Raw genomic sequence first — 16201 nt, forward strand, 5'->3', positions numbered from 1 at the left:
CGGCCCGCTGCGCCGCCATCCACCGATTCAAACCGCTGGCCGTTGCCGGCGCCGCCATCAGCGGTGCCGGCGCGGGCGGCACATTTCGACGTTCCCATGAGGAAGGAGACAAGCATGGCTGTTTTTTCACTGAGCGATTTCGCCGACCACGAGCAGGTCGTATTCGTCAGCGACGACAGGAGCGGACTGAAGGCGATCATCGCCGTCCACAATTCCAATCTCGGCCCCGCGCTGGGCGGCTGCCGCATGTGGCCCTATGCCACCGAGGAGGAAGCGATCCGCGACGTGCTGCGCCTGTCGCGCGGCATGACCTACAAGTCGGCGATGGCCAACCTGAAGCTGGGCGGCGGCAAGTCGGTGATCATCGGCAACCCGCGCACGCAGAAGACGCCCGAACTGCTCGCCGCCTTCGCCCGCGCGCTGCAGCAGCTCAACGGCCGCTACATCGCCGCCGAAGACTCCGGCACCAGCGTCGCCGACATGAAGTACATGGCGCAATTCACGCCGCACGTCGCCGGCATCGTCGACAAGCCTTCCGATGAAGGCACCCGCAGCGGCGACCCGTCGCCGGCCACCGCCTACGGCACTTTCATCGGCATCAGGGCCGCGGTGAAGGACCGGCTTGGCCGCGATTCGCTGGAAGGGCTGCGCGTGGCCGTGCAGGGCGTGGGCAACGTCGGCTTCGACCTCGCCCGCCAGCTGAAGGAAGCCGGCGCCAGCCTGTGGGTGACCGACATCCACCGCGACGCGCTGACCCGCGCGGCGAAGGAACTCGGCGCCACCGTGGTCGCGCCGGAGGATATCTTCGGCCTCGACGTCGACGTCTTCGCCCCCTGCGCGCTGGGCGCCGTCCTCAACGACCAGACCATTCCGCAACTGAAGGCCGGCATCGTCGCCGGCGCCGCCAACAACCAGCTTGCCGAAGCCCGCCACGGCGTCGAACTGATGACGCGCGGCATCCTCTACGCGCCCGACTACGTCATCAACGCCGGCGGCATCATCGACGTCTACCACGAGCGCATCGGCTTCGACCGCAAGGCCCTGCTCAGCCACATCGAAGGCATCCACGACAACCTGATGGAAATCTTCGAGCGCGCCCGCAAGGAGGAACGCCCCACCGGCGAAGTGGCCGATGCGATCGCGGAGGAACGCTTCAAGCGTTGATTGCCCGCGGTGCGCATGCTATCGACGGGGGCCGGTCCGGCTCCCGTCTTTGCCTGCACGGCCTGCAGCCCGGCACGACGGACGCCATCGTCGGCGCCCGGCGCCGCATCTATTCCACCCGGATCGTGACCGGCTGTGGCGTGCCGGGCCGGCTCTTGGGCATCTCCACCCGCAGCACGCCGTTGCGGTAGCTGGCGCGGGCGGCATCGGCCAGTACCGGCACGGGCAGTGCCACCACGCGCCGGAAGCTGCCGTAGGCGCATTGCATCACGCGCCAGCGGCCCTCGGTGCTCTCGCGCTCGAAGCGCTTTTCGCCTTCCACGACCAGTGAATCGCCCTGCACCCGGATGTCGAGGTCTTCCTTCTCCAGCCCGGGCACCTCGAGCTTCACAACCAGCCGCTGCCCGTCCTCGAACAGTTCACCGCCCAGGATCGCCCAGCCGCGGGTGGGCAGGTAGGACAGATCGTCCACCTCGGCCTTCGCTGGCAGGTTCGTCTGCTCTCCGGCCTTGAAGCGGGTCAGCGCGCTGGCGGCGAAGCGGGTGAGGTGGCGCCAGCCTTCGGCGAGATTGTCCAGCAGCGAACCGACGTTTTCCTTCAGGGATTCCAGTTTCATGTTCAGCCTCCTGGGCGGGACGCACCCGGTGCCCCGCCGTCGTGTTGCCTGCCCCTCAGGCGACCTGCACCTCGATGCGCCGCGGCTGTGCATGCTCGGCCTTCGGGATGCGCAGCGTCAGCACGCCGTGGCGGAATTCGGCGCTTACCTTCCCGGTGTCGAGTTCCTTCGACAAGGTGAACACCCGCCGGTAGCGCGGCAGCTTGACTTCCGCGTGGCTCGCTTCCATGCCTTCGGGCAGATCCAGGGCCAGCGTGCCCTCGATGGTCAGCGTGTCGGCCTCGACCTGCAGCGAGAGATTGTCCTTCGGCACGCCGGGCATGTCGGCATGCAGCGTGATGCCGCTCGCGTCCTCGATGACGTCCACCGCCGGCAGCAGGGCCGGTTCGGTGCGCGGGGTTTCGTCCGTCGTCCGGGTGAGCTTGGTGTTGTCGTTCATGGTTCGTCCTCCTCGCTTACTGGATGGCGATGCGCCGCGGCTGCGCTTCTTCCTTGCGCTGGATGCGGATGTGCAGCACGCCGTCGCGGTACTTGGCCTCGATCGCATTGGGATCGACGTCGTCGGGCAATGACACGACACGGCGGAAGCGCCCGGCGAAACGCTCGTCGATGTGGACCGCTGCCTTTTCCGGCACCTCGGCCGCCTTGCGCTCGCCGGCGATGGCGAGCGTGCCTTTCTCCAGCTGGACATCCAGCGTGGCCGGGTCCAGTCCCGGCGCAAAGGCGTAGATATCCACCGTGAGCGGCGTGCCGCCCACGTTCAGCGCCGGAAAGCCGCGCGTCAGCCCGCGGATGTTGGGGCCGACATCGAAAGCCTGCTGCATTTCGCGTTGCAGCCGGTCCAGTTCCGCGAACACGTCGCGGGGAAACAGGGAACGGTAGTACATGCTTGCCTCCTTTCGTCAGAGCCACGGGCGCCTTGCGCCGACGCCCCGATTGGCTATTTAGGGCATCGGAGAGAAATTTCAAGGTCTTGATTCGGAGCGTGTTTTTCGCCATCTTCAGAAGAGATGGGCAAACTCACGCAAGCGGGGTTCTTGTCATGAAATACCAGGATTACTACCAGATCCTCGGAGTGAGCCGGGACGCCGGGCCGGAGGAAATCAAGAAGGCTTTCCGCCGGCTGGCGCGCAAGTACCACCCGGACGTCTCGAAGGAAGCCGACGCCGAGGCGCGTATGCAAGAGGTCAACGAGGCCTACACCGTGCTGTCCGATCCGGAAAAGCGCGCAGCCTACGACCGCCTCGGCCAGGGCTGGCATGCCGGCGAGGAATTCCGCCCGCCGCCGGACTGGGGCGGCGAGTTTCACTTCGGCAGCCACGGTTTTTCGCCCGACGAAGCAACCGAGTTCAGCGATTTCTTCAGCCAGCTGTTCGGCGGCCTGGGCGGCTTCGGCCGCCAGCCGCGCGGCTTCCGCAGCCGCGGCGCCGACCATCGTGCCCAGGTGCTGCTCGACATCGAGGATGCCTTCACCGGCGCCACCCGCCAGCTCAGCCTGCAGCAGCCGCAGGCCGATGCCCAGGGCCGCGTCACGCTGGCGACGCGCACGCTCAACGTGAAAATTCCGCCGGGCGTGCGCGAGGGCCAGATCATCCGCTTGGCGGGGCAGGGCGAGCCGGGCACCGGCGGTCCGGCCGGCGATCTGCTGCTGGAAGTGCGTTTCCGCCCGCACGCCCGGCTGCGGGCCGAGGGCCGCAACCTGCACATGGCGCTGCCGGTGGCGCCGTGGGAAGCGGCGCTGGGCGCGGTTGTGCCGGTGCAGTTGCCTGCCGGTACGCTCAAGGTGCGCATCCCGGAAGGCTCGCAGAGTGGCCGCCAGCTGCGTGTGCGCGGCAAGGGCATTCCGGGTTCGCCGGCGGGTGATCTGCTGCTCGACATCCAGGTGGTGCTGCCGCGCGCCGACACGCCCAAGGCACGCCAGCTATACGAAACGATGGCGCGGGAGCTCGCATTCGACCCGCGCGACGCTGGGAGGGCCTAGGCCATGCGCGACGAAGACGTCCTGATCGGCAGTCTGCTGGAAGAAACCTGGATGACCCTGGAGCAGCTCGCTGCCGCCTGCGCGGTGGAGCCCGACTGGCTGCGCCACCACCTCGACGAGGGGCTGTTTCCGCACACCGAGAGCGTGTCCGGCGTATGGCGGTTTTCCGCCGCCGCGCTGACGAGGGCGCGTCGCATGCGCCGGATCGAGCGCGACTTCGAGGCCGTGCCGGAACTGGCGGCGCTGGTGGCCGATCTGCTGGAAGAGCTCGATGCGGCGCGTGCGAGGCTGCGCCGCGCGGGCCTCGATTGAAGCGCAGCCCTGCCAGCGCAACCGGCCGGCACCTTCTTGCGCTGACGCTCGGCGCGCCGGAGGATGAAGACTGTGCCGTTTCCCTGCGCTGTTTTCATCGCCCCTGCCCATTTGGAGGATCGCCATGGAGATACTGCAAAGCATCATCGCCCAGGTCGATACCGTGCGGCTGCCGCTCTACGCAGTGACGGTCACCGCGCTGCCGCGGCCGGACACGCCGCTCTTGCTGATACTGCACTGGCACGGCTTTCGCCGCGACGAGCGGATGCCCGCCGGCGACCCGCTGACGCGCCGGCGGCCGGTGCCGGGGTCGGCGCTGCAGCTCAATGCGCGCTGGCGGGCGCTGGAGGAAATCGATGCCGCGATGCTCGATGCGGCCTGGCAGCTCGGTGCCTGGGACATGGAACGGCACGCCCGGCGCGCCTGCGCGCGCGTGGGTGCGCCCGAGCAGGAGACGGTCGAATGCCGCCAGGCTTTCGGCGCCAATCCGCTGGCGCCCGGCGACGAATCGCATCTGCTGGCCGAGGCCCCCGACCGCAGCGAGATGATGCATTTCGCCGCGGCGAAGGGCTATGTGCGCTGGCTGTTCCGTCCGGTGCGCGGCGGCGTGTGGCGCACGGTCGCCGAGGACGACACGCTGCGCCCCGACGGCGGCCGCGAACCGCCGTGCCCGGTGGCGCCCAGGTCCGGCCAGGGCCGGCGCGGCGTGCCGCTCGTGTATCGCCTCGGCAGGGTGACCCGCATCGTCCTGCCCTGATGCCCATGCCGCAGGCCGGGCGCCGGAGTCTGCCGCCTGGCCAGGCCTTTCGCATTTTCCATGCAGCCCCTCTTGAAATCGCTCCGACACGTCCCCAGATCGATTTCCGCCGGCGGGCAGCCGGCCCCGGATCGGCCGCTCCGCTGCGGATGCGCGCAGCCTTGGAGCGGCCGATCCCATTGGTGATATGAACTCGTAAAGGAGATAGAGATGCACATTCGTCCCCTCCGCGACCGGATTATCGTCAAGCGAATCGAAGCGCAGCGCACGACGGCATCCGGCATCGTGATTCCCGACTCCGCGGCCGAAAAGCCCGAGCAGGGCGAGGTCGTCGCCGTCGGCCCCGGCCGCCGCGACGACAAGGGCGAGCTGATCCCGATGGAAGTGAAGGCCGGCGACCTGGTGCTGTTCGGCAAGTACGCCGGACAGACGATCAAGGTCGATGGCGAGGAACTGCTCGTTATGCGCGAGGACGACGTCATGGGCGTCGTCGAGCGCGAGGCCGCGGCGCTGAAGAAGGCCGCCTGATCCCCACACGCATTGCAGGAGACCAACAGACATGGCAGCAAAGATCGTCCAGTTTCATGACGAAGCCCGCGAACGCATCGTGAAGGGCGTCAACACCCTGGCCAATGCGGTCAAGGTCACGCTTGGCCCGAAGGGGCGCAACGTGGTGCTCGATCGCAGTTTCGGCGCGCCGCTGATCACCAAGGACGGCGTCTCGGTGGCCAAGGAAATCGAGCTGAAGGACAAGCTGGAGAACATGGGCGCGCAGATGGTGAAGCAGGTCGCGTCCAAGACCGCCGACATCGCCGGCGACGGCACCACCACCGCGACCGTGCTGGCCCAGGCCATCGTCGCCGAGGGCATGAAATACGTGGCCGCCGGCATGAACCCGATGGACCTGAAGCGCGGTATCGACAAGGCCGTCGCCGTTACCGTCGACGAGTTGAAGAAGCTGTCCAGGCTCTGCTCGACCAACAAGGAAATCGCCCAGGTCGCGTCGATCTCGGCCAACTCCGACGGCGCGATCGGCGACATCATCGCCGAGGCCATGGCCAAGGTCGGCAAGGAAGGGGTGATCACCGTCGAGGACGGCAAGTCGCTGGAGAACGAGCTCGACGTCGTCGAGGGCATGCAGTTCGACCGCGGCTACATCAGCCCCTACTTCATCAACGATCCCGACAAGCAGGTCGCCGTGCTCGAAGAGCCGCTGGTCCTGCTGTACGACAAGAAGATCTCCAACATCCGCGACCTGCTGCCGGTGCTGGAAGAAGTGGCCAAGGCCGGCCGTCCGCTGCTGATCATCGCCGAGGACGTCGATGGCGAGGCGCTCGCCACGCTGGTGGTCAACAGCATGCGCGGCGTGCTGAAGGTGGCCGCGGTGAAGGCGCCGGGTTTCGGCGACCGCCGCAAGGCCATGCTGGAGGACATCGCCATCCTGACCGGCGCCACGGTGATCTCCGAAGAAACCGGCAAGCAGCTCGAAAAGGCGACGCTGGCCGACCTCGGCCGCGCCAAGCGGGTGGAGGTGCACAAGGAAAGCACCACCATCATCGACGGCGCCGGCGAAGAGGACAGGATCAAGGCCCGCGTGGCGGCGATTCAGCGCCAGATCGAGGACACCACCTCCGACTACGACCGCGAGAAGCTGCAGGAGCGCGTGGCCAAGCTCGCCGGCGGCGTCGCCGTGATCAAGGTCGGCGCTGCCACCGAAGTCGAGATGAAGGAGAAGAAGGACCGCGTCGACGATGCGCTGCACGCCACCCGCGCGGCGGTGGAAGAAGGCATCGTGCCGGGCGGCGGCGTCGCGCTGCTGCGCGCCCGCGCCGCGATCAAGGCGCTGAAGGGGAGCAACCACGATCAGGATGCCGGCATCAAGATCGTGCTGCGCGCGCTCGAAGAGCCGCTGCGCGCGATCGCGGCCAACGCCGGCGACGAACCCTCGGTGGTGGTCGCCAAGGTCGAGGCCGGCCAGGGCAACTTCGGCTACGACGCGGCCAGCGGCGAATACGGCGACCTGGTGGAAACGGGCGTCATCGACCCGACCAAGGTCACCCGCACCGCGCTGCAGAACGCCGCGTCGGTCGCCGGCCTGATCCTCACCACCGATGCCACGGTGGCCGAGGCGCCGAAGGAGGCCAAGGCCGCGGCGCCGGCCATGCCCGACATGGACTATTGAGCGTCTTGCCCCCCGCCCGTGGGCGGCGGCGGGCGTGAAGTCCTGCGCGACCCGGGACGGGGTTTCGGCCCCTCCCGGGTTTTTTTGTCCGTGCGGGCACCTGCAAGGCCTGCGGTGCGCGTGCATCTCCCGTGCGCAGCGGCCGGCAGGGTTCAGGTCGTCTCGGCGACGATGCCGAGGATGGCCTCGCCGTAGGCTTCCAGCTTGCGGTCGCCGACGCCGCTGATGCCGGCCAGTTCGGCCAGCGACTGCGGCCGGGTGATGGCGATCTCGCGCAGCGTGGCGTCCTGGAAGACGACGTAGGCCGGTACGTTGCGCTCTTTTGCCGTTGCCACGCGCCAGGCGCGCAGGCGGTCGAACAGCGTGGTCGGGATGCCGCCCGGGATGTCGAGCGGGGCGGCGCTGCGGCGCTTGCCGCGGCTGCGGCTCTTTTCGCGTTCCAGGCGCAGGTGGAACGCGGCTTCGCCGCGCAGCAGCGGGCGGGCGGCGTCGGTCAGGCGCAGTGCGTTGTAGCGCTCGTGGTCCACAGCGATGAATTCGCGCGCGACCAACTGGCGGAAGATCGTGCGCCAGCGCTTTTCGTCCAGATCGCTGCCGATGCCGAAAGTGGTGATGTCCTGGTGGCCGCGTTCGACGACCTTGTCGGTCAGTTCGCCGCGCAGCACGTCGATCAGGTGCCCTGCGCCGTAGCGCTGGCCGGTGCGGTAGACGCAGCTCAGCGCCTTGCGCGCGGCCTCGGTCGCATCCCAGGTCTGCGGCGGATTCAGGCAGTTGTCGCAGTTGCCGCAGGGGCCGGAATCCTCGCCGAAGTAGGCCAGCAGGTGCTGGCGGCGGCAGGTGGTGGCCTCGACCAGGCCGACCAGCACGTCGAGCCGGTTGCGCGCCAGGCGCTTGAATTCCTCGCCGGCCTCGGACTCGTCGATCATGCGGCGCTGCTGCACCACATCCTGCGCACCCCAGGCCATCCAGGCCTGCGCCGGCAGGCCGTCGCGGCCGGCGCGGCCGGTTTCCTGGTAATAGCCCTCGATCGAGCGCGGCAGGTCGAGGTGGGCGACGAAGCGCACGTCCGGCTTGTCGATGCCCATGCCGAAGGCGATCGTCGCCACCATGATCAGGCCGTCCTCGCGCAGGAAGCGGGTCTGGTGTTCGGCGCGCACGTCCTGCGTCATGCCGGCGTGGTAGGGCAGGGCCTTGAGCCCCTGCTCCTGCAGCCAGGCGGCGGTCTCCTCCACCTTGCGCCGCGACAGGCAGTACACGATGCCGGCTTCGGCGGCGCATTCCTCGCGGATGAAGTGCAGCAGCTGGCGGCGCGGGTCGTCCTTGTCGACGATGGTGTAGCGGATGTTGGGGCGGTCGAAGCTGGAGACGAAGCGGCGCGCATGCTGCAGGTTCAGCCGCTGGGCGATCTCCTCGCGGGTCTGGCGGTCGGCGGTGGCGGTCAGCGCGATGCGCGGGATGGCCGGGTAGCGTTCGGGCAGGATCGACAGCTGCAGGTATTCGGGGCGGAAGTCGTGGCCCCACTGCGAGACGCAGTGCGCCTCGTCGATGGCGAACAGTGCGAGCCGGCCGGTGTCGCGCAGGTGGTCGAGGAGGTCGAGGAAGCGCGGCGTCATCAGCCGCTCGGGCGCGACGTAGAGCAGGTCGAGTCCGCCGGCGTACAGCGCGCGCTCGACTGCGCGCGCGCTGTCCATGTCCTGGCTGGAGTTCAGGAAGGCGGCGCCGACGCCGGCTTCGACCAGGGCGCTGACCTGGTCCTGCATCAGCGCGATCAGCGGCGACACCACGATCGCCGTGCCTTCGCGCAGCAGCGCGGGGATCTGGAAGCACAGCGACTTGCCGCCGCCGGTGGGCATCAGCACCAGCGCATCGCCGCCGGCGGCGACCTGCTCGACGATGGCCTGCTGCTCGCCGCGGAAGGCGGCATAGCCGAAGACGTGTTCGAGGACGTGCAGTGCGGTGCCGGGATGGGCAGGGGAAGAAGGCGCCGGAGAGGAGGCGAACGCGGTGTCCATGGCGCGCATTGTACCGGCTTCGCAGCCCCGGACCGGCAGCGCGGCGGTGCATTTCCTTGTGCCGCGGAGCGCTCCGCCATGCCGTGGCCAGCGCTGCCGGCTGGCGCAGGCATGCCCTATCTGGCTGCCTTGCCGGCTTTTTCCTGATGTTCGCCGATTTCCTCCCAGCCGGTGATCATGGCCTTGATGTGGGCAAAGACGGTATGGCCGGTGGTGGTGAGGTAGACGTGGGCGACGAAGAAGGTGGCGATCATGAAGGCACCCGCGGTATGGGCGATGGCGACGGCTTCCAGTGACAGATGGGTGTCGAGCCCCAGGCTGGCCCAGCTGCCATGGAACAGGTAGAGCAGGCCCGAAATCCAGATCAGCGGCGAGATCAGGGCCAGCAGCGCCAGGTAGGCCAGGCGTTGCAGCGGGTTGTGCTTCTGCACCGCGCTCTTGCGGAAGGGATGGGGGGCGTTGGAGAAGATTCCGATCGTGTAGTACCTGACCATGGCCAGCACGTTCTTCAGCGAGGGCAGGTACTGGCGCCATTCGCCGGTGGTGAATTGCCAGAAGATCGTGAATGCCCACAGCACCAGCAGGCTCCAGGCCGCCAGCGTGTGCAGGTCGACGGCCCGGCCGAAGCCGAGCAGGGTGTAGCTGCCGTGCACTTCGAAGCCGGTGATCATCATGACGATGATCAGCAGGGCCTGCGACCAGTGCCAGAAACGCTCGTAGCGCTTGTAGATGTAGATGCGCGTGTTCATCGTTCATTTCCCCTGCGGTGACGGGTGGCGATGCGGACCAGGCCATGGAGCAGGCTGACGGCGAAGGCGGCAGCCACTGCGAGCCAGCCCAGGGTGTCGACCCAGGCGTTGCGGTCGCGGCCGGGCAGGTAGATGTCGGTGATCGCGGCAAGGCGGCCGTCGGCGCTGCGGGTGTGGCATTCGCCGCAGCGCACGGCGTCTTCCTTGGGCGCGACCATGTGGGTGATGAACCAGTTCATGCGCGTCTCGATGAAGGCGAATTCGCCGCTGTACGGCAGGCCGGCGTAATCCATGCCGGCCTTGATCGATTTCGCGTAGTCGAAGTTGCCCCAGAAGGCAGTGTCGTCCTTGCCATAGACATGATTGACGACCAGCGTCTTGTTGACCGGATCGTAGGGCTGCCTGCCGTGCATCACCTTGAACGGCCAGATGCGGGCGTTCGGGTCGGCGGCCGAGCCTTCGACCCGATTCAGCTCGAGTATCCCGCTGTCGTCGATCCTGTCGGTGATGGCGATCTGGTGCACGACGCCGTTGTACCACTTGTATTCCGGGCGGACGTTCTCGCCGTATGCGAAATCGCCCTTCTCGGCCGAGTAGACCAGGCGGCCGTGCTCATCCTCGATGAACAGCGGCTTGCCGTCCGGGCCTCGCCGGCCGCCGGTCGACCAGTCCCACAGCATCTTGGTGGCGACGCCGCCGCGGGCGAATTCGGGGATGTGGCAGGTCTGGCAGGCGACCCTGCCGGTGTGGTCGTTGATCTTGGCCTGATCGTGCGGCGTGAAGCCGTGGCAGGATTCGCAGGTCGCCCGGTTGCCGTCGTCCCTGGGCAGATCGAAGCCGTGGCTGTCCTTCGCCGTGGCCGCATAGCGGCTGCCGGAAGGCTGGTGGGCATTGAAGGTGTGGCAGTCGGCGCAGACCATGTCGGCGCCGTCCCTGGCCATGTGCACGTCGAGCGGCTTCGGCGGATCGAGCAGCGAGGAGTCGAGGTCGCCGTGCTTCACCGCATCGCCGCCGCCGCCGTTGAAATGGCAGGCACCGCAGTTGCCCCGCCCGGGCTTGCCGACGTGCCGGGCGATGTGGGCGAGATCGGGGGGCTGGACGAGCTTGCCGCTGCCTGCGGGAATTTCGCGGGCTTCGTAGAGCGGGTGGCCGGCATCGGTCGAGATCTTCCGATAAGTGCCGGTCGTATCGTGGCAGGCCAGGCAATCGACGTTTTCCTGCCGGGTGAAGTCGTAGCTGCCGTCGGTCCAGCCGTAGCCGGCATGGCAACTGGTGCAGCGCGGCTCGTTGGACAGGATCGAGCCGCAGAAATTGTTCGCGGCGTGCTGCTTGCCCAGTTTCTTGCCCGTCGTCGGGCTGATCGTTTCCCAGCTCCAGTGGATACTCTTCATCACCTGATGGGCCGCCATGTTGTGGCAGTCCAGACAGGCCCTGGTGACTTCGGGGCCGCTGCTGAAGGGGCCTTGCAGCGCATCCATGCGGCTGTGGTCCGCAGTCGAGGCGGGCAGCCCGGCCGCATCGGCTGCGTTCGTGGCGGCATGAGCGCCCAGGCCGATACAGCACAGCAGGCCGATGATGCCGAGCAGCCGGCACGCTTTCGAATACATGTGCTCCTCCATGATTCTGGTTCTTGTATTCAGGAGAGCATAGCAAGTACCGGACCAGTGACTGCCTGCGTGGCAATGCCGCGCCGTGCGGCGATCCGGCCGAGGCACGGGCCCGGCATGCGCTGCCAAAGGCAGGCATTGCCGGCAAGCTGGCGGTGTCGTGGCGGTGAGTGGCAGTTCCCCTGCGCCGGCCGGCCCGAGGGCCGGTGATGCGCTGCCGGCATCCCGCAGGCGCCGGCGCATTCCGGCAAGGCAGCGGATCGCGCCGCCCGCCCGCGCGGCTCAGTCCGCGTTCTCTTCGGCTTCCTCGCTCCGTGCCGCCTCGGTGGCCGAGGTGCCTTCTTCCAGCGCGGCGATCATGCGCGCGGCCTTGGCCGCCTGCTTGGCGGCCCGGCGGGCGATGCTCGCCAGCCGCAGCCAGTCCTGCATCGCGCGGATGTCCAGGCGGGCATGCGCGCCGGCGAGGAACAGCGCCTCCTTCAGGGACTGGTAGCGCCTGTCGACTTCGTCCAGGAGAACGGACACTGCTCCGGGGCTGAAGCCCTCGCGCCGGGAGTCGGATGCGGCGGCCAATTGCGCGACGGCTTCGCGGAAGGCTTCGATTTCGCTGCCGAAGTCCTGCGATGACGGCTCGGGGAGATTCCTCACCAGGCCGGCCACCTCCTGTATCAGCACGGCAGCGGTTTCCTGGTAACGCAGCGTGCGCAGGCTGTGGGCGAGCTGCTCGACCAGTGCCTGCGGCAGGGGGGCGGCGCTGAGCCGATGCGCATAGTTGCCGATCGCGGGCGCCAGCGCCTGCAGCGCCGCAGTCTCGCGCATCAGGGCAGGGCCGTCCGCCGGCTGCTGTGCCGCCGCGCTCAGCGCCGCCACGGCGAAACCTTGCGCGCGCGCCAGCTCCAGCCGCAGCGCATGCATGGCCAGGTCGGGAATCGCCAGCGAGTTGGCGTCGAGGTGCTGCGGGCGGGCCACTTCTTCCTCGCGCGTGCGGAACATGCGGCCGAGCAGGCGCAGCATGCCGGGGGCGAGCGGTACCATCAGCAGCACGCCGAGGACGTTGAAGGTGGTATGGAACAGCGCGATCATCAGCGCCGGCGTCGCCGGCTGCTCGAGCACTCCGCGCAGCCAGTCGAGCAGGCCGATCAGCAGCGGCAGCAGCAGCAATGCCGCAGCGCCGGTCACGAGGTTGAAAATGACGTGCGCCGCGGCCAGCCGGCGGGCATTGGAGGTCGCGCCGATGGCTGCCAGGATGGCCGTCGAGCTGCCGCCGATGTTGGTGCCGATCACCACCGCGCAAGCGGCCTCGATCGAAATCAGCCCGCCTTGCGCCGCCGTGATGACGATGGCGATGACGGCGCCGGTGGCGCGCATGATGAAGGTCAGCACGACGCCGATGCCGATCAGCGCGAACCATCCGGCCAGGCCGGGCGCGATGAAGTCCTGCAGTTCGAACAGGCCGCCGGTGTCCGAGAAGCTGTCCTTCAGGACCTCGATGCCGAGGAACAGGATGCCGAAGCCGGCCAGCGCCTGTCCCAGCGAGCGTGAGCGCAGCGTGCGGCCGGCGAACATCAGCAGCGCGCCGATGCCGACGAAGGGCAGCGCGAAGACCTCGATCTTGACGCTGAAGCCGAGCGTGGCAACCAGCCAGGCGTTCATCGTCGTGCCGACGTTCGAGCCGAAGACCACCCACAGTGCGTTCTTCAGCGGCAGCAGGCCGGTGTTGACGAAGCCGATGCTGGCCACCGTGACGGCGGTGGATGACTGCACCAGCGCGGTGATCAGGTAGCCCGCCGCCAGGCCGCGCGGGGCGGTGGCGGTGCCGCGTTCGAGCAGGTCGCCCAGCGCGCGGCCGGCGGCCAGCTTTAGTCCCTCGGTCATCATCTGCACGCCGATCAGGAACAGTCCGAGCCCGCCGATCACGGCGGCGAACAGGGCGAATGGGGTCGAGGCGGCGGTTTCCAGGGCGGTTCTCCGGCGTGGCTTGCGGACAGGCAAGCGTAATACCGATACCGCTTGCGGCAAAGGGTGTGCGCATGCACTGGAAGCAGCCTCGTCCGCGATGCCGCAGGGGGCGTTTGCGCAGCCGCATTGCTGCGCCGCCAGAAACACCCCTATGGGAAAACCCCGAAGCAGCCGCCGAAGCATAGATGCGTCGCGGTCTTTAGCAGATATTGCAACGCAATATATTGACTTTTATCAGAAAACCGTGTTGCGAGCGTGTTTTTTGCTATGGCAACATCGTCCGCACAGGCCAAAACTACATGCGTAGGGGGTGGTCATGGGACGTGCCAGTCGCAGTGCGGGTGCCTTGTCGGTTGTCGGCGCTGTCTGGCCTGCGTTCGCGCAGGACGCGCCGGCGCGCTACAACCTCCAGGCTCCGGTCACCGGCATTGCCGAGCAGATCAACGACATGCATACGCTGATGCTGGTGATCTGCCTGGTGATCTTCATCGGCGTGTTCGGCGTGATGTTCTGGGCGGTGCTCCATCACCGCAAGTCCAGGGGCGCCGTCGCCGCCAACTTCCATGAGAACACCGCGGTCGAGATCGCGTGGACCATCATCCCCATCCTGATCCTGCTCGGCATGGCCTGGCCCGCGACCCGGACCGTGATCGAGATGAAGGACACCTCCAATCCCGACATCACGGTCAAGGCCACCGGCTACCAGTGGAAATGGGGCTACGACTACCTGCAGGGCGAAGGCGAAGGCATCCGCTTCCTGTCCAGCCTGTCCACGCCGCGCGAGCAGATCGAAGGCGGTGCGCCCAAGGGCGAAGCCTATCTGCTGGAAGTCGACAAGCCGCTGGTGGTGCCGGTCGGCAAGAAGGTACGGGTGCTGCTGACGGCCAACGATGTCATCCATTCGTGGTGGGTGCCGGCTTTCGGCGTCAAGCAGGATGCCATTCCCGGCTTCATCCGCGACACCTGGTTCCGTGCCGACAAGGAAGGCGTCTACCGGGGCAACTGTGCCGAGCTGTGCGGCCGCGATCATGGCTTCATGCCGATCGAGGTCCACGTGGTGTCGGCCGAGAAGTACACCGAATGGGTACGCCAGCAGCAGGCCGCGACCGCCGGCGTGGAGCAGGCATCGCTGGCGCCGCAGCCGCCGGCCCTGTAGCCGCTGTCCCGCCGCCGTTTGACAGGAGGACCTTCGCATGGCCGCCGTCACACATGATCAGATCCAGGCCCATCACCCCGGCCCGACCGGCTTGATGCGCTGGCTCACGACGACCAACCACAAGGACATCGGCACGCTGTACATGATCTTCAGCTTCATCATGTTCCTGTCCGGGGGCGTGATGGCGCTGACGATCCGCGCCGAGCTGTTCCAGCCCGGCCTGCAGGTGGTGCAGCCGGAATTCTTCAACCAGCTCACGACCATGCACGGGCTGGTGATGGTATTCGGCGCCATCATGCCGGCCTTCGTCGGCTTTGCGAACTGGATGATCCCGCTGATGATCGGCGCCAGCGACATGGCTTTCGCGCGCATGAACAACTGGAGCTTCTGGCTGCTGCCGCCGGCCGCGATCCTGCTGCTCGGTTCCTTCTTCGTGCCCGGCGGCGCTTCGGCCGCGGGCTGGACGCTGTACGCGCCGCTGTCGGTGCAGATGGGCATGGGCATGGACATGGCGATCTTCGCCATCCACATCATGGGCATCAGCTCGATCATGGGCGCGATCAACATCGTCGTCACCGTGCTCAACATGCGCGCGCCCGGCATGACGCTGATGAAGATGCCGATGTTCTGCTGGACCTGGCTGATCACCGCCTACCTGCTGATCGCGGTGATGCCGGTGCTGGCCGGCGCGGTGACGATGATCCTGACCGACCGCCACTTCGGCACCAGTTTCTTCAACGCCGCGGGCGGCGGCGATCCGGTGATGTACCAGCACATCTTCTGGTTCTTCGGCCATCCGGAGGTGTACATCATGATCCTCCCGGCCTTCGGCATCGTCAGCCACATCATCCCCGCCTTCGCGCGCAAGCCGCTGTTCGGCTACGCCTCGATGGTCTATGCCACGGCTTCCATCGCCATCCTGTCCTTCGCCGTGTGGGCGCACCACATGTTCGCCACCGGCATGCCGGCCGCAGGCCAGCTCTTCTTCATGTACGCGACGATGCTGATCGCGGTGCCCACCGGCGTGAAGGTGTTCAACTGGGTGGCGACGATGTGGCGCGGCGCGATGAGCTTCGAGACGCCGATGCTGTGGGCCACCGGCTTCATCTTCGTGTTCACGATCGGCGGCTTCACCGGCCTCATCTGTGCCATCGCGCCGATCGACATCCAGGTGCAGGACACCTATTACGTCGTCGCGCATTTCCACTATGTGCTGGTGGCGGGGTCGCTGTTCGCGCTGTTCGCCGCTGCCTACTACTGGCTGCCCAAGTGGACCGGCCGCATGCCCAGCGAGCGTCTCGGCAAGCTGCATTTCTGGTGTTCGATGGTGTTCTTCAACATCACCTTTTTCCCGATGCACTTCCTCGGCCTCGCCGGCATGCCGCGCCGCATTCCCGACTATGCGCTGCAGTTCGCCGATTTCAACGCCATGGCTTCGGTGGGTGCGTTCGGCTTCGGGCTGTCGCAGCTGATCTTCATCGCCGTGGTGCTCAAGTGCGCGCGCGGCAGTGGCGAACGTGCGGCAGCACGTGCCTGGGAAGGTGCCGAGGGGCTGGAATGGACGGTGCCTTCGCCGGCGCCGCACCACACCTTCGAGGAGGCGCCGGTCGTGAAGTGAGCCGGCGCCGCATGGACAGGGTTCGGGGTGAGCGGAGAGCGAGGGTGGAGACGACCGGGAGAGGGAGGCTTGCTCTCCGCCTCACCGC

At 67.5% G+C, this 16201-nt stretch carries 15 protein-coding genes; 8 read left to right on the plus strand and 7 right to left on the minus strand.

The window, feature by feature from the left end; all coding sequences use genetic code 11:
* Positions 1–114 precede the first annotated feature (114 nt).
* Positions 115–1164: a Glu/Leu/Phe/Val dehydrogenase dimerization domain-containing protein gene (locus ACNQFN_RS05520; protein ID WP_068636941.1), complete on the plus strand. Its 1050-nt coding sequence runs from the start codon at positions 115–117 to the stop codon at positions 1162–1164.
* Positions 1165–1273: 109 nt separating this feature from the next.
* Here the strand turns inward: ACNQFN_RS05520 and ACNQFN_RS05525 are convergent, their stop codons facing one another.
* From ACNQFN_RS05525 to ACNQFN_RS05535, 3 genes are read right to left on the minus strand one after another with little or no spacing between them, the layout of a single operon-like run.
* Entirely contained in the window at positions 1274–1780 is a 507-nt protein-coding gene (locus ACNQFN_RS05525) for an Hsp20/alpha crystallin family protein (RefSeq protein WP_068636940.1), read from the minus strand.
* A 55-nt stretch (positions 1781–1835) separates the two neighbouring features.
* Positions 1836–2219, minus strand: coding sequence for an Hsp20/alpha crystallin family protein (locus ACNQFN_RS05530; protein WP_068636939.1), 384 nt, complete (start codon positions 2217–2219; stop codon positions 1836–1838).
* Between the two features lie 16 nt (positions 2220–2235).
* Positions 2236–2667 carry an Hsp20/alpha crystallin family protein gene (locus ACNQFN_RS05535; protein WP_068636938.1) on the minus strand — a complete coding sequence of 144 codons (432 nt, stop codon included), beginning with the start codon at positions 2665–2667 and terminating at the stop codon, positions 2236–2238.
* 155 nt (positions 2668–2822) lie between these two features.
* On the opposite strand from ACNQFN_RS05535, the gene ACNQFN_RS05540 reads away from it, so the two are divergent.
* The 5 genes from ACNQFN_RS05540 to groL all read left to right on the plus strand — a co-directional run bounded on the left by ACNQFN_RS05540 (position 2823) and on the right by groL (position 7012).
* On the plus strand, positions 2823–3761 hold the full coding sequence (locus ACNQFN_RS05540; RefSeq protein WP_068636937.1) for a DnaJ C-terminal domain-containing protein: 939 nt from the start codon (positions 2823–2825) through the stop codon (positions 3759–3761).
* Positions 3762–3764: 3 nt separating this feature from the next.
* Positions 3765–4073 (plus strand): chaperone modulator CbpM, encoded by a 309-nt coding sequence (locus tag ACNQFN_RS05545; RefSeq protein ID WP_068636936.1) that lies wholly within the window; start codon positions 3765–3767, stop codon positions 4071–4073.
* Between the two features lie 124 nt (positions 4074–4197).
* A complete protein-coding gene (locus ACNQFN_RS05550; RefSeq protein WP_418648211.1) occupies positions 4198–4830 on the plus strand; it encodes a hypothetical protein in 633 nt (210 codons plus the stop codon).
* Between the two features lie 210 nt (positions 4831–5040).
* Positions 5041–5358: a co-chaperone GroES gene (locus ACNQFN_RS05555; RefSeq protein ID WP_068636934.1), complete on the plus strand. Its 318-nt coding sequence runs from the start codon at positions 5041–5043 to the stop codon at positions 5356–5358.
* A gap of 31 nt (positions 5359–5389) precedes the next feature.
* Complete coding sequence (gene groL, locus ACNQFN_RS05560; RefSeq protein ID WP_068636933.1) at positions 5390–7012, plus strand: chaperonin GroEL; 1623 nt, start codon at positions 5390–5392, stop codon at positions 7010–7012.
* 152 nt (positions 7013–7164) lie between these two features.
* Here groL and recQ read toward each other — a convergent pair whose 3' ends face one another.
* From recQ to ACNQFN_RS05580, 4 genes are all read right to left on the minus strand, one after another.
* Positions 7165–9024 carry a DNA helicase RecQ gene (gene recQ / locus ACNQFN_RS05565; RefSeq protein WP_418648212.1) on the minus strand — a complete coding sequence of 620 codons (1860 nt, stop codon included), beginning with the start codon at positions 9022–9024 and terminating at the stop codon, positions 7165–7167.
* A 116-nt stretch (positions 9025–9140) separates the two neighbouring features.
* Positions 9141–9773, minus strand: a complete 633-nt coding sequence (locus ACNQFN_RS05570) for a cytochrome b/b6 domain-containing protein (protein ID WP_418648213.1) — start codon at positions 9771–9773, stop codon at positions 9141–9143.
* Entirely contained in the window at positions 9770–11380 is a 1611-nt protein-coding gene (locus ACNQFN_RS05575; protein ID WP_418648214.1) for a tetrathionate reductase family octaheme c-type cytochrome, read from the minus strand. Before ACNQFN_RS05575 ends, ACNQFN_RS05570 begins: the two co-directional genes overlap by 4 nt.
* Before the next feature lie 282 nt (positions 11381–11662).
* Complete coding sequence (locus ACNQFN_RS05580) at positions 11663–13372, minus strand: Na/Pi cotransporter family protein (protein WP_418648215.1); 1710 nt, start codon at positions 13370–13372, stop codon at positions 11663–11665.
* Positions 13373–13655: 283 nt separating this feature from the next.
* Between ACNQFN_RS05580 and coxB the strand changes: the two genes are divergently transcribed.
* On the plus strand, positions 13656–14495 hold the full coding sequence (coxB, locus tag ACNQFN_RS05585; protein WP_418648216.1) for a cytochrome c oxidase subunit II: 840 nt from the start codon (positions 13656–13658) through the stop codon (positions 14493–14495).
* A 37-nt stretch (positions 14496–14532) separates the two neighbouring features.
* Positions 14533–16113, plus strand: a complete 1581-nt coding sequence (gene ctaD / locus ACNQFN_RS05590; RefSeq protein WP_068636930.1) for a cytochrome c oxidase subunit I — start codon at positions 14533–14535, stop codon at positions 16111–16113.
* Positions 16114–16201: the final 88 nt, after the last annotated feature.

The sequence above is a fragment of the Thauera butanivorans genome, from assembly GCF_048398245.1.
GTDB classification, from domain to species: domain Bacteria; phylum Pseudomonadota; class Gammaproteobacteria; order Burkholderiales; family Rhodocyclaceae; genus Thauera; species Thauera butanivorans.